The sequence below is a fragment of the Nonomuraea zeae genome (assembly GCF_005889725.1).
Taxonomy (GTDB): domain Bacteria; phylum Actinomycetota; class Actinomycetes; order Streptosporangiales; family Streptosporangiaceae; genus Nonomuraea; species Nonomuraea zeae.
In genome coordinates this window covers 1-12,241 of the sequence record NZ_VCKX01000339.1, presented here as the reverse complement: position 1 = coordinate 12,241, position 12,241 = coordinate 1, and the positions used below count along the sequence as shown (strand labels likewise).

Here is a 12,241-nt window from a genome sequence, read left to right as displayed (position 1 = left end):
GCGGGCGGGCGGTGACCAAGGCGTCGCTGCACGACCTGCTCGCCAAGGAGGACCTCGATCCCCTGACCTTCCTCGACCTGGACCAGGCGCTGGTCTCCAGGGAGCTGGCACGTGCCGCGCGGCGGCGCAGGTCCGGGCCGAGCGCCGAGAACATGCTGCGCGATCTCGACGGAGGTGGCTGACATGCCCGCGCAACGCACCAAGTTCTACCAGGTCGGCAGCTTCGCGGTGGGCAACCGGCTGCTGCCGCCCGAACAGCGCGCGGTGCAGGCCGCGCCCGACCGCGGCAACGCGCTGACCTCGGGCCATCGCGCCTGCCGCGGCTGCGGGGAGGCGCTCGGCGCGCGGTACGCCATCGACGCGGCGATCTCGGCCACCGCCGGCCGGCTCATCGCGGTGAACGCGACGGGCTGCCTGGAGGTGTTCTCCACGCCCTATCCGGAGACGGCCTGGCAGGTGTCCTGGATCCACTCGCTGTTCGGCAACGCGCCCGCGGTGGCCACCGGGGTCGCCGCGGCGCTGAAGGCCAAGGGCCGCACCGACGTGCGGATGGTGGGCCAGGGCGGCGACGGCGGCACCGTCGACATCGGCTTCGCCTGCCTGTCGGGCATGTTCGAGCGCGACGACGACGTGCTCTACATCTGCTACGACAACCAGGCCTACATGAACACCGGCGTGCAGCGCTCCGGCGCGACGCCGCCGGCGGCGCGCACCGCCACCACCCCGCTGCCCGGACAGGCCTTCGGGCAGGGCAAGAACGCGCCGCTCATCGCGATGGCCCACGAGATCCCGTACGTCGCCACCGCGACCGTGGCCGACCTGCGCGACCTGGAGTACAAGGTGCGGCGCGCGATGGAGTTCCGCGGCGCGCGTTACCTGCACGTCCTGGTCCCCTGCCCGCTCGGCTGGGTCACCGCCGCCTGCGACACGATCCGCGTGGCCCGGCTCGCCACCGAGTCCGGTCTGTTCCCCGTCTTCGAGGCCGAGCGCGGCGAGATCACCGGAGTGACCAGGATCAGGCGCCGCGTCCCCGTGGACGACTACCTCAGATTGCAGGGCCGCTACGCCCACCTGTTCGGGGACCCGCCGAAGACCGACGTCATCGCCCGCATCCAGGACTCGGCGGACCGCAATGTCCGCCGCTTCGGATTGGTGGACTGATCATGGATGACAAGCCCTTCGCCATCACTCTGGGGGTCGGCAGCAGCCAGGCCAACAAGACGGGCGCCTGGCGTACGGAACGGCCCGTGTACGTGGACCGCCTGCCGCCGTGCAACAACGCCTGCCCCGCCGGCGAGAACATCCAGCGCTGGCTGAGCCTGGCCGAAGAGCCCTCGTACGAGGCGGCCTGGCGGCAGATCATGGAGGACAACCCGTTCCCCGCGATCATGGGGAGGGTGTGCTACCGGCCCTGCGAGACCGCCTGCAACCGCGGCAGGCTGGACGAGGCGGTGGGCGTCAACTCCGTGGAGCGCTTCCTCGGCGACGAGGCCATCAAGCACGGCTGGACGATGCCCGTCACCGCCCGGCCGTCCGGCCGCCGGGTGCTGGTGATCGGGGCGGGCCCGGCCGGGCTCTCGGCCGCCTACCAGCTGACCAGGCTCGGTCACGAGGTCACGGTCAAGGACTCCGGCTCCGCGCCCGGCGGCATGATGCGCTTCGGCATCCCCCGCTACCGGCTGCCGCGGCACGTCCTGGACGCCGAGATCGGCCGGATCCTGAGCATGGGCGTGCGGCTGGAGCTCGACACCACGGTCACCGACCTGGCCGAGGCGATGCGCGGCTTCGACGCGGCGTTCCTGGCCGTGGGCGCGCACATCGGCAAGCGCGCCTACATCCCGGCCGGCGACTCGGCCCGCATCCTCGACGCGGTCTCCGTCCTGCGCGGCCTGGAGGACGGCGGCCTGGAGGACCGCGGCCTGGAGGACGGCAGCTCAGAAGGCGGCGGGCCAGAAGGCAGAGCTCCCGAAGGCGGCGGCCTGGCCGGCGCGACCCCTCCGCTGCTGGGCCGCCGCGTCGTGGTCTACGGCGGCGGCAACACCGCCATGGACGCCGCCAGGACCGCCCGGCGCCTGGGCGCGTCCGACGCGGTCGTCGTCTACCGTCGCACCCGCGACCGGATGCCCGCCCACGACAGCGAGGTCACCGAGGCGGCCGAGGAGGGCGTGCGCATGAAGTGGCTGTCCACGATCGCCCACGCCGACGGCCAGAGCATCACCATCGAGCGGATGCGGCTCGACGAGACCGGTTTCCCCCAGCCGACGGGCGAGTACGAGGAGCTGGCCGCCGACTCCGTCGTGCTGGCGCTGGGTCAGGAGGCCGATCTTTCCCTGCTGGCCGGGCTGCCCGGCGTCGAGGCGGAGCAGGGCGTGGTCAAGGTCGGCCAGAACATGATGACCGGCTGCCCCGGCGTGTTCGCCGGTGGCGACATGGTGCCCGCGGAGCGCACCGTCACGGTGGCCGTCGGGCACGGCAAGAAGGCGGCCAGGCACATCGACGCCTGGCTGCGCGACGGCTCGTACTCGCCTGCCGCGCGGCACCCGATCGCCGATTTCGACCTGCTCAACACCTGGTACTACAGCGACGCGCCCGCCACCGTCCGGCCGAAGCTGGACCTGGCGCGCCGCATGACCACCTTCGACGAGGTGGAGCGCGGCCTGGACGAGGCGACCGCGCTGTTCGAGGCGAGGCGCTGCCTGTCGTGCGGCAACTGCTTCGAATGCGACAACTGCTACGGCGTCTGCCCGGACAACGCGGTGCTGAAGCTGGGGCCGGGGCTGCGATACGAGATCGACCTCGACTTCTGCAAGGGGTGCGGACTGTGCGTGTCGGAGTGCCCGGCGGGCGCGATCGAGATGGTTCCCGAGATCACCTGACACCGCCCGTACAGCGCCCGTACAGCGCCCGTACAGCGCCCGTGCAGCGCCCGTTCAGCGCCTGTTCAGCGCCTGCTCAGCGCGAAAGTCCCGGCGTGGCAGGGCCAAGGACTCTTCCTCGCTCCCGGCGGGAGCGCCGAGGATGAGGGCAGCCGTCGAGTGCCAGGAGCGTGAGCCATGGGCACCACCGATCCGGTCGTCCCCACGCGGGGACGCGCAGAGAAGCGGGAGCGCATCCCGCGCGACCCAAGTGACGACCACAACCACCGCATGGCGGGCGCGCGCCGCCGCCTGCTCACCGAGCGGACGGGGGCCGCGCTCCGGCACGTCGGCGAGGCGGGAACGTACGACCCGGCCGCGTTGAAGGGCAACATCGAGAACTTCATCGGCATGGCCCAGATCCCCATCGGCGTCGCCGGGCCCTTACGGATCAACGGGGAGCACGCCCGCGGCGACTTCCTGGTGCCGCTGGCCACCACCGAGGGAGCCCTTGTCGCCGGCTACAACCGGGGCATGCGGCTGCTGACCGAGAGCGGCGGCGTCACGACGGCCGTCGTGGAGGAGTCGATGCAGCGCGGCCCCGTCTTCTCCTTCGACAGCGCGCTGCGCGCCCGCGACTTCGGCGTCTGGGTCGCGGAACATTTCACCGAGATCAGGAAGGCCGCCGAGGCCACCACCCGGCACGGGCGGCTGACGGACATCGGCCAGTACCAGGTGGGCCCGCTCCGCTACCTGCGCTTCAACTACACGACCGGGGACGCGGCCGGCCAGAACATGACCGGCAAGGCCACGAGGGCGGCCTGCGAATGGATCAAGCGCGCCTTTCCCGGCGAGCTCTCGTACCTGCTGTCCGGCAACATCGACACCGACAAGAAGCACTCCCACGTCAACATGCTGCTCACCCGCGGCCGCCGCGTGGTCGCCGAGGCCGTGCTGGACCGCCGGATCCTGCGGGAGCTCATGGGAGTGGACGCCGCAGAGCTGTTCCGGTGGCGGCAGGTGACGATGACCGGCGCCGCGCTCGCGGGCGCCGCGAGCAACGGCGCGCATGCGGCCAACGGGCTGGCCGCGCTGTTCATCGCCACCGGCCAGGACGCCGCCTCCGTGGCCGAGTCGCACGCCTCGCTCACCTACACGCGGCTGCTCGACTCCGGCGACTACTACTGGTCGGTCACTCTGCCCGCGCTCATCGTGGCCACCTGCGGCGGCGGCACCGGGCTGCCTACCCAGCGTGAGTGCCTGGAGCTGCTGGGCTGCGCCGGGCCGGGCAAGGCCGCCGGGCTGGCGGAGGTGTGCGCGGCGACGGTGCTGGCCGGCGAGGTGTCGCTGGCCTGCGCCGTGGTCGGCGACGCGTGGGTCGACGCCCACGAACGTCTCGGCCGCAACCGTCCCGGCGCTCCGCGAGACGACAGATGAGACACCGGCGCGAGGGGGAAGCCATGGGGGCGAATGTCAGGCATCCGGCCTGGACCTCTGGGTCGAGCAGATGGGTCGACCTGGACGGTCCCGTCCACTACCTCGATTACGGCGGCCCGCCGGACTCGCCCGTGCTCGTCGCGATTCACGGGCTCGGCGGGTCGGCGCTCAACTGGCTGGCCGTGGCACCGCTGCTGACGGACCGCTGCCGGCTCATCGCCCCGGACCTGGCGGGGCACGGCCTGACCCGGGCCGCCGGCAGGCCGACCACGGTCCAGGCCAACCGGCGGCTGCTGCACCGCTTCATCAAGGAAGTCACGGGCAGCCCGGTGATCCTGCTGGGCAACTCGATGGGCGGAATGATCTCCCTCATCGAGGCGGGCACCCACCCGGAGACCGCGGCCGGGCTGATCCTGCTCGACCCCGCGGCGGCGTTCGTGCCCGCGCTGCCCGACCCGCTGGTCGCGACCGTGTTCGCCACGTACGCGGCACCCTGGGTGGGCCGGTTCGTCATGGCCCGCCGCCGGGCGCTGCCCGCGGAGACGACGGTCGGCATGGTGCTGAGGATGTGCTGCGCCGACCCGTCGCGGGTGGCGCCCGAGGTCGTCGCCGCGCACGTCGAGCTGGTACGCCACCGCTCAAGCCTCGAACACGTCGAGCGGGACTTCCTGCACGCCGCCCGCTCCGTGGTGCGGACCGCGGGGGGCCTGCCGGGCTCGTCCTACCGGCGGACGATCCGGGCCGTGCGCGCTCCCGCCCTGATCCTGCACGGCGAGCAGGATCGCCTGGTCCCCCTCTCCGCCTCCCGAGCCCTGGCCCGCCTCCATCCCCGGTGGAAGCTGGTGGTGCTGCCGCGCGTGGGGCACGTCCCGCAACTGGAGGCCCCGCGCGAGACCGCCGCCGAGATCCTGGCCTGGCTGTCGTCCGACGCCGCGGTCGAGGCCGTACGGGCCGCGTCCCATCCGCTCGAAGCCTCGTAGCGGCCGCGACCCCGGACATCGGGCCGAACGGCACGGTCGAGAGGCCGAACGGCACTGCCGGCCTCTCGACCGCTCCCCGACGCTGGGGAGAACACCGGTTTTCGACGACGAAGTGGCGGCGATCGGCATGACCGACCATCTGAGCCCCCTCGACACGGCCTTCCTCGACCTCGAGGACGAGGAACCGCAGGTCTCCCTGGCGATCTCGTCGGTCGCCGTCATGGAGGGCCCCGCGCCCTCCCACGACGAGCTCCTCGCCGCCCTCGCCTCCAGGCTGCCGCTGGTGCCGCGCTACCGGCAGAAGCTCAGGCAGCTGCCCTTCGATCTCGGCTCGCCCGTCTGGGTCGACGACCCCGGCTTCGACCTGGACTACCACGTCCGGCGGGTCGCCCTGCCGCCTCCCGGCGGCGACGCGGAGCTGTGCGAGCTGGTCGGCGACATCATGTCGCAGCGGCTCGACCGGGCCCGCCCTCTCTGGGAGTACTGGGTGGTCGAGGGGTTGTCCGGCGGCCGCTGGGCGCTGGTGTCCAAGGTGCACCACTGCATGGTGGACGGCGTGTCCGGCACCCACCTCTACTACGTCATCTTCGACCTGTCGCCCGAGGGCAGCGGGCCGATGCCCGAGGACACGTGGAGCCCGGGTCCGGAGCCGTCCACCTGGAGCCTGGTCGCCGACGCGCTGCGGGAGCTCGCGCTCAGCCCCGTCGAGCAGGTCAGGATGATCCGCCAGGCCCTGCGGACGCCCGAGGAGACCGCCCGCCGCCTGGCCGGGACCGCCCGCGGGCTGGCCAGCCTGGCCGGCGCGCTGCGCCCCGCGTTCGGCTCGACCCTCACCGGCCCCATCGGCGAGCGGCGCAGGTACGCCCTGGCCCGCGCCCCGATCGGCGACGTCCTGGACGTCAAGCGGCGCGCGGGCGTCAGCCTCAACGACGTCGTGCTGTCGGCGATCAGCGGCGCCTTCAGGAGGTTGCTCGTTCAGCGTGGCGAGGACCCGGATCCGCAGGCCGTGCGCTCGCTCGTGCCCGTCAACGTCCGCGCTCGCGGCGAGGAGGGCATCTACGAGAACCGCGTCTCCTGCATGCTGCCCTTCCTTCCGGTCCACCTGGCCGACCCGGTCGAGCGGCTGCGCGCCGTGCACGAGCACCTGGCCGAGCTCAAGGCCGCCATGGAGGCCCAGGCCGGGGAGGCGATGACCACGCTGGCGGCCCATGAGCCGTTCCCGCCGGTCAACTGGGCGCTACGGCTGGCCGCGCGGCTGCCGCAGCGCAGCGTCGTCACCGTCACCACGAACGTGCCGGGCCCCCGGCAGCCGCTCTACCTGCTCGGCCGCCGCACGCTGGAGATCCTCCCGTACGTGCCCATCGCGGCCAGGCTGCGTACCGGCGTGTCCATCTTCACCTACTGCGACCAGGTCGCCTTCGGCGTGACGGGCGACTACGACAGCGCCCCGGAAGTCTCCCAGCTCGCCGACGCCATCGGCGCGGAGCTGCAGGCGCTCGTCACCGCCTACCGTCCCGCCACGGTGCCGGCCGACGCGTGAACGGCCGCTCACTCGCGCGGCGTCCCCGGGTGCTCCGGCGCCGCGGACCGGCCGCTACGAGCGATCATGACAATGGTGGCCGGCACCAGCCAGATCACCAGAGCGGGATAGAGGAGGAACTGCAGCCATCCCCCTGGCGCCAGCGGGCCGCTGGTCACCGCGATGCCGGCGGACAGGACCGCGTACGCCGCGGCGGCCGGCGCCGCCAGCCACCCCAGCCAGCGCGGGAAGGCACGGTGGCGGAGCGACACCAGCGCCACGGCCGCGAACATCACGGCCACGGGCACGTTGGCCAGCGCGAACATCGCGTTCATGAGCGCCAGGTCGCGTCCCGTCACCTGCGCGGGCGGTGCGGTGGCCAGCCCGATCTGCCAGGCCTGCGCGATCAGGTTGAGCACGACCTGGGCCACGCCCGCGCCGAACGCCAGCGTGGACAGTCGTGCGGGGCCGCCTTCGGACTCGGCCAGGAAGACCCGCAGGCACCCCAGGAACCACAGCAGGGCCACCGCGCCGGCCACGAACAGCAGGCTCTGCGCCACCAGCGCCGAGCCGTTGGCCGCGAAGAACGCGGCGATGTCGGGAGCGGGCTGTTCCGGGCTGACCGCGCCCCGCTCGAACAGCACCGCCGCGGCTCCGGCCGCCACGGCGACCAGCCCGCTGCCCATGCCCCACCTCTGCCATGCCGGCTCGTTCACGACGACCGCCTCCCTCGTGCCAGGGCCTCTTCAGCGAACCACCCGGTGGCGGCGGCGCGCACCGGACGAAAGTCCTCGCCGGCACGCCGGCCGTCACCGGCCAGATGACAGACGCCTGAGCGGGTGTGACGAGGGGCGGCGATCCCGCCTCCGGGCAAGTGCCGGCGTCCAGTCCCTGCGGCGCTCTGCTGACCTACGGCCGGGACGATCCGGGACCTCCGGCCCTACGCCCGCCGCCCGGCGGCCGGTGTGATGGGGCGAGTGCGCGACAGCGCCCGATCTCTGAGGGGATCCCCATGAAGAGCACCGTCCAGGACGTGATGACCACCCACGTGGCCGCCGTCCGTCAGAAGGCGTCCTTCCACACCGTGGCCGAGCTGCTCATCGAGAAGGGCGTGAGCGGCATGCCGGTCCTGGACGACGACGGCCGCGTCGTGGGCGTCGTCTCCGAGACCGACCTGCTGGCGAAAGAGGAGTTCAAGCAGTGCTACTACGGCGACGAATACCGGCCGCCGCTCCGCGCCCGTATCCGTCACGCCGCCGGCGCCGAAGGCAGCCGCCACCGTAAATCCGCCGGAGAGACCGCCGGCGACCTGATGACCTCACCCGCTCACGTCATCACCGCGGAGGCGTCCATCGTGACCGCCGCCCGGCACATGGACCGCCACGGCGTCAAGCGCCTGCCCGTCGTCGACGCCCGCGGCCGGCTCGTCGGCATCGTCAGCCGGCGCGACCTCATCAAGGTCTTCCTCCGCACCGATCGGGACCTCCTGCCCCTGGTCAGGGCGGCCGTGCACGCCGACGAGCTGGGCATCGGCGTCTCGGTGTCCGGCGGGGTCGTCACCCTCCGCGGGGCCTTCCCCGAGCGCAGCCAGCCCGGCATGGCCATCCGCCTGGCCGAGAGCGTGGACGGCGTCGTGGGCGTGCACCACCGCATCCCGTGAGGGCACGCCGGCCGATCGCCACGTGCACGCAGGCGCCCTGCTGCGGTGGGGCGCGTCCGTCCGTTCTCTGCTGCGGCCGCCCCGAAGGCTACTGAGAGCGGACCACCGCGACGGGGCAGCCCGCGTGGTGGAGCACCCCTCTGCTGACCGAGCCCAGGAGCAGCGAGCCGAGCGCGCCGCGCCCGTGGGAGCCGACGATGATCAGGTCGCACGCGGTGCTGGTGAGGGCCTCGACGGGGTGCGCGTTCTGGACGTCCTCCACGAGGTTCACCTCGGGAAACTTCGCCCGCAACGCTGCGGTGCGTGTCCTGACGATCTCACGCTGGGCGGCGCGGACCTCGGCCAGGTCGTAGAGGATCTCGGGGGCGAAGGCGTGCACGGGCACCTGCCAGGCGTGGATCAGGCGCAGCGTGGCACCACGCAGCCTGGCCTGCTCGAAGGCGTAGCCGAGAGCCGGCTCGCAGGTGCCGGTGTCATCGACGCCGACCCCGATCTCGCCGATCGTCTCCTGACGCTCGGCGCGTACCACGACGACGGGGCAGCCGGCCCGCCCGGCCACCTCCATGGTGACCGACCCGAGCAGCGCACCGGCGAACCCGCCCAGCCCGCGGTTGCCGATGACCAGCTCGCTCGCCTCCTGCTCCCGCAGAACCGCCGCGGGCGCGCCCTCGATCAACCGGGTGCTCACCTGCACGGTCGGCTGCCGGTTGCGCGCGGTCGCCTCGGCCGCCCCCAGCACCTTGCCCGCCGCCTCGCGCAGGAGATCCTCCTGCTCCGGAACCGGAAATCTGGTCAGGTCGTACGGGTGCCGATCCAGTACGTGCACAATCCGCAGCTCGGCCCCCGTCCGCAACGCGTCGTCGGCGGCCCACTCGATCGCCGCGGTGCTGGGAGCCGAACCGTCCACGCCCGCAATGATCAGTCCGGCCACGATGTCCCCCTCATCCGGCTCCTCATCTCAACGACTCCACAGAGCTCACCGTCCTGGTCACTCCGGCTCGCCCCGTGGCCGTACGACCGCCACCGGACAGGCCACATGGTGCAGCACCCCATGGCTGACCGAGCCGAGCACCGCCGAGCGGAAACCTCCCAAGCCGCGCGAGCCGACCACGGCGAGGTCGGCCGTCGCCGCGGCCTTGATGAGCGCCGCCACCGGATGGTCGCGCACCTGCTCGTCCGTGATCACGACGTCGGGGTTGGCCTCTCGCCAAGGGGCCACCCGCGCCCGCGCGGCGTCCGCCTCCTCCTGGAAGGTGTCCGCCAGCAGCAGGCTGTACGCCGCCCAGTACGTCGAGACCACCGCCTCCTGCCAGGCATAGACCACGTGCAGGCGAGCGTGGCGGGCCCGAGCCTGTTCGACGGCGTACGCCACCGCCTGCCGCGATCCTTCGGAGCCGTCGTCGCCGACCACGATCTGGTCGTGCGGGACGACGACGGGACCTCGGACGATCACGACGGGGCCGACGGCATGCCCGGCCACCGACAGGCCAACCGACCCGAGCACCATACCGGCGAACCCGCCCAGGCCCCTGCTGCCCAGCACCAGGCTCTCGGCGGAGACCGACTCGCCGATCAACGCCTCGATCACGTTGCCCGCCAGCATCTCGGTGCTGACCTCGACATCCCTGCTCAAGTCGCGGGCCCGGTCGGCGGCGGCCTCCAGCGCGCCGGCACAGTATTCCGAGCTGTCCATCCCGCGCGACCACTGCTCGCACACATGCACGATCCGCAGCGGCAGTCCTCTCCGCTGAGCGTCGGCGACAGCCCATTCCACCGCCGCCGTCGATGATGCGGAGCCGTCAGTTCCGACCACGATCCGTCCACGCATCATCTGTCTCCCTCACGTGGGACTCCCCTAACCTCAACCTTCCCGAAAAAGACATAAGGACACGATGGGACATAAATCTTCGGAAGATCACCGGCTCTGCCGATCAACGCCCACCGTCGGAGGCGAGCCCGCACTCGTTCCCCTCCGTAAAGCCCGGGGTGGACAGGCGTAAGACTCCCCAGCCGGGGTGAGGAGGTCAGCAGGGCCGTTCTGCGGGACTTTGGACCCTGGGCGCGCGGCCGTGGCCGGCGACGATGAGAAGCGAGACGTCTTGCATGCGGGGGAGCCGAGATGAAGGAACCGGTGGTCTTGTCCCGATCGGGGCTGTCGTCGGCGGAGGCGGCCGCGCGGCTGGAACGGGACGGCCCGAACCTGCTGCCCGCCAAGCCGCCCACTCCGCTGTGGCGGCGCGTGGCCGGGCAGCTTCGTGACCCGCTGATCGTCGTACTGCTGGCGGCGGCGGCGCTGACCGCGATCACCGGCGACTGGACGGACATGGCCGTGATCCTGCTGGTGATCGTGGTCAACACGAGCGTCGGCGTGGCCCAGGAGGTGCGCGCCGACCGGGCCATCACCGCGTTGTCCGAGCTCACCGCTCCGGTTGCGCGGGTCGTGCGGGACGGCGCGCAGCGGGAGGTTCCCGCGGCCGAGGTGGTGCCCGGCGACCTGCTGGTGCTGGCCGAGGGGGACATCATCCCGGCCGACGCCCGCCTGGGGGAGGCGGCGGCGCTGCTGGTGGACGAGTCCGCGCTCACCGGCGAGTCGGTGCCGGTGGACAAGAGCCCGGGCGACGAGGTCGCCTCCGGCACTGTGGTGGTGCGCGGGCGGGGCCGGGCCGAGGTGAGCGCGACCGGCCTGGCCAGCGCGGCGGGGCGCATCGCCGCGCTCATGGTCACGGGCTCCGGGCTGACGCCGTTGCAGCGGCGGCTGGCCGGGGTGGGACGGCTGCTGGCCGGGGTGACCGTGTTCCTGTGCGTCGTGGTCGGGGCGCTGGGGCTGGTCCGGGGGCAGCCGGTGGAGCTGATGGTGGTGACCGCGATCAGCCTGGTGGTGGCGGCCGTGCCGGAGTCGCTGCCCGCCGTGGTCACGCTGAGCCTGGCGCTGGGCGCCCGCCGGATGGCCGCGCGGCACGCCCTCGTACGCCGGCTGCACGCGGTGGAGACGCTCGGTTCGGTCACGATCCTGGCCACCGACAAGACCGGTACCCTCACCGAGGGCCGGATGGTCGTGCGCCGGCTGTGGACGCCCACCGCGCAGGCCACGCTCACCGGCACCGGCTACGGCCCGGACGGGCGGCTCGACGGCGACGCCCCGCCCGAGGCGTTCACCGACCTGCTCACCGCCGCCGTGCTCTGCAACGACGCCCGTCTCCTGCCCGGCGACGAGGGCGAGGAGTGGCGGGCCCTCGGTGACCCGACCGAAGCCGCCCTGCTCGCCGCCGCGGCCAAGCTCGGCCTGGACCGCCGCGACCTGCACCAGCGCAGTCCCCGCCTGGCCGAACGCCCCTTCGACAGCGCGCGCAAGCGCATGAGCACCCTGCACCGGATGCCGGGCGGCGGGGCCAGGGTGATCTGCAAGGGCGCGCCGGAGGTGCTGCTGCACGCGCCCGTCCTCGCCGACGACCCGGCCCTGCTCGCCCGCGCCGCCGAGCAGGCTGAAGATCTCGCCCGCCAGGGATACCGGGTGCTCGCCGTCGCCCACGCCGGTCTGGCCTCCGTCCCGGAGACAGCGCCGGAGCAGGGTCTGAGCCTCCTCGGTCTGATCGCCATCCTCGACCCGCCCCGCCAGGCGGCGTCCGGCACCGTCGCCGCCTGCCGCCGCGCCGGGATCCGCCCGGTGCTCATCACCGGCGACCACCCCGGCACGGCCCGCGCCATCGCCACCGAGCTCGGCATACTCGGGCCCGGGGATGCGATCGTCGACTGCCGCGCCCTCACCGGACCCGGCCCGCGAACCGCCCCC

General features: G+C 72.9%; 10 protein-coding genes and 1 pseudogene. 8 read left to right on the top strand and 3 right to left on the bottom strand.

Annotated features, from left to right (window positions below):
* From porA to ETD85_RS53420, 6 genes and pseudogenes are all read left to right on the top strand, one after another.
* Positions 1 to 182: pseudogene (gene porA / locus ETD85_RS53445) on the top strand (pyruvate ferredoxin oxidoreductase); the annotation flags it as partial.
* Position 183: 1 nt separating this feature from the next.
* Complete coding sequence (locus ETD85_RS53440) at positions 184 to 1,161, top strand: thiamine pyrophosphate-dependent enzyme (protein WP_138697537.1); 978 nt, start codon at positions 184 to 186, stop codon at positions 1,159 to 1,161.
* 2 nt (positions 1,162 to 1,163) lie between these two features.
* On the top strand, positions 1,164 to 2,876 hold the full coding sequence (locus ETD85_RS53435; protein WP_138697536.1) for an NAD(P)-binding protein: 1,713 nt from the start codon (positions 1,164 to 1,166) through the stop codon (positions 2,874 to 2,876).
* A 177-nt stretch (positions 2,877 to 3,053) separates the two neighbouring features.
* The gene (locus ETD85_RS53430) at positions 3,054 to 4,292 is read left to right on the top strand and encodes a hydroxymethylglutaryl-CoA reductase (protein WP_138697535.1); all 1,239 of its coding nucleotides are present in this window, start codon (positions 3,054 to 3,056) and stop codon (positions 4,290 to 4,292) included.
* Positions 4,293 to 4,315: 23 nt separating this feature from the next.
* A complete protein-coding gene (locus ETD85_RS53425; protein ID WP_138697534.1) occupies positions 4,316 to 5,272 on the top strand; it encodes an alpha/beta fold hydrolase in 957 nt (318 codons plus the stop codon).
* A 127-nt stretch (positions 5,273 to 5,399) separates the two neighbouring features.
* Entirely contained in the window at positions 5,400 to 6,812 is a 1,413-nt protein-coding gene (locus ETD85_RS53420; protein ID WP_138697533.1) for a WS/DGAT/MGAT family O-acyltransferase, read from the top strand.
* 8 nt (positions 6,813 to 6,820) lie between these two features.
* Here the strand turns inward: ETD85_RS53420 and ETD85_RS53415 are convergent, their stop codons facing one another.
* A complete protein-coding gene (locus tag ETD85_RS53415; protein ID WP_138697532.1) occupies positions 6,821 to 7,507 on the bottom strand; it encodes a hypothetical protein in 687 nt (228 codons plus the stop codon).
* Between the two features lie 296 nt (positions 7,508 to 7,803).
* On the opposite strand from ETD85_RS53415, the gene ETD85_RS53410 reads away from it, so the two are divergent.
* A complete protein-coding gene (locus ETD85_RS53410) occupies positions 7,804 to 8,451 on the top strand; it encodes a CBS domain-containing protein (RefSeq protein WP_138697531.1) in 648 nt (215 codons plus the stop codon).
* A gap of 88 nt (positions 8,452 to 8,539) precedes the next feature.
* Here the strand turns inward: ETD85_RS53410 and ETD85_RS53405 are convergent, their stop codons facing one another.
* Entirely contained in the window at positions 8,540 to 9,358 is an 819-nt protein-coding gene (locus ETD85_RS53405) for a universal stress protein (RefSeq protein WP_240780011.1), read from the bottom strand.
* An 81-nt stretch (positions 9,359 to 9,439) separates the two neighbouring features.
* On the bottom strand, positions 9,440 to 10,282 hold the full coding sequence (locus ETD85_RS53400; RefSeq protein ID WP_338087255.1) for a universal stress protein: 843 nt from the start codon (positions 10,280 to 10,282) through the stop codon (positions 9,440 to 9,442).
* Positions 10,283 to 10,570: 288 nt separating this feature from the next.
* On the opposite strand from ETD85_RS53400, the gene ETD85_RS53395 reads away from it, so the two are divergent.
* Positions 10,571 to 12,241: cation-translocating P-type ATPase (locus ETD85_RS53395; protein ID WP_240780010.1), on the top strand; the 1,671-nt coding region annotated here is incomplete at its 3' end.

Coding starts and splice junctions, on each gene's coding strand:
- ETD85_RS53440 (WP_138697537.1), top strand. CDS start 184: ATGCCCGCGCAACGCACCAAGTTCTACCAGGTCGGCAGCTTCGCGGTG.
- ETD85_RS53435 (WP_138697536.1), top strand. CDS start 1,164: ATGGATGACAAGCCCTTCGCCATCACTCTGGGGGTCGGCAGCAGCCAG.
- ETD85_RS53430 (WP_138697535.1), top strand. CDS start 3,054: ATGGGCACCACCGATCCGGTCGTCCCCACGCGGGGACGCGCAGAGAAG.
- ETD85_RS53425 (WP_138697534.1), top strand. CDS start 4,316: ATGGGGGCGAATGTCAGGCATCCGGCCTGGACCTCTGGGTCGAGCAGA.
- ETD85_RS53420 (WP_138697533.1), top strand. CDS start 5,400: ATGACCGACCATCTGAGCCCCCTCGACACGGCCTTCCTCGACCTCGAG.
- ETD85_RS53410 (WP_138697531.1), top strand. CDS start 7,804: ATGAAGAGCACCGTCCAGGACGTGATGACCACCCACGTGGCCGCCGTC.
- ETD85_RS53400 (WP_338087255.1), bottom strand. CDS start 10,282: ATGATGCGTGGACGGATCGTGGTCGGAACTGACGGCTCCGCATCATCG.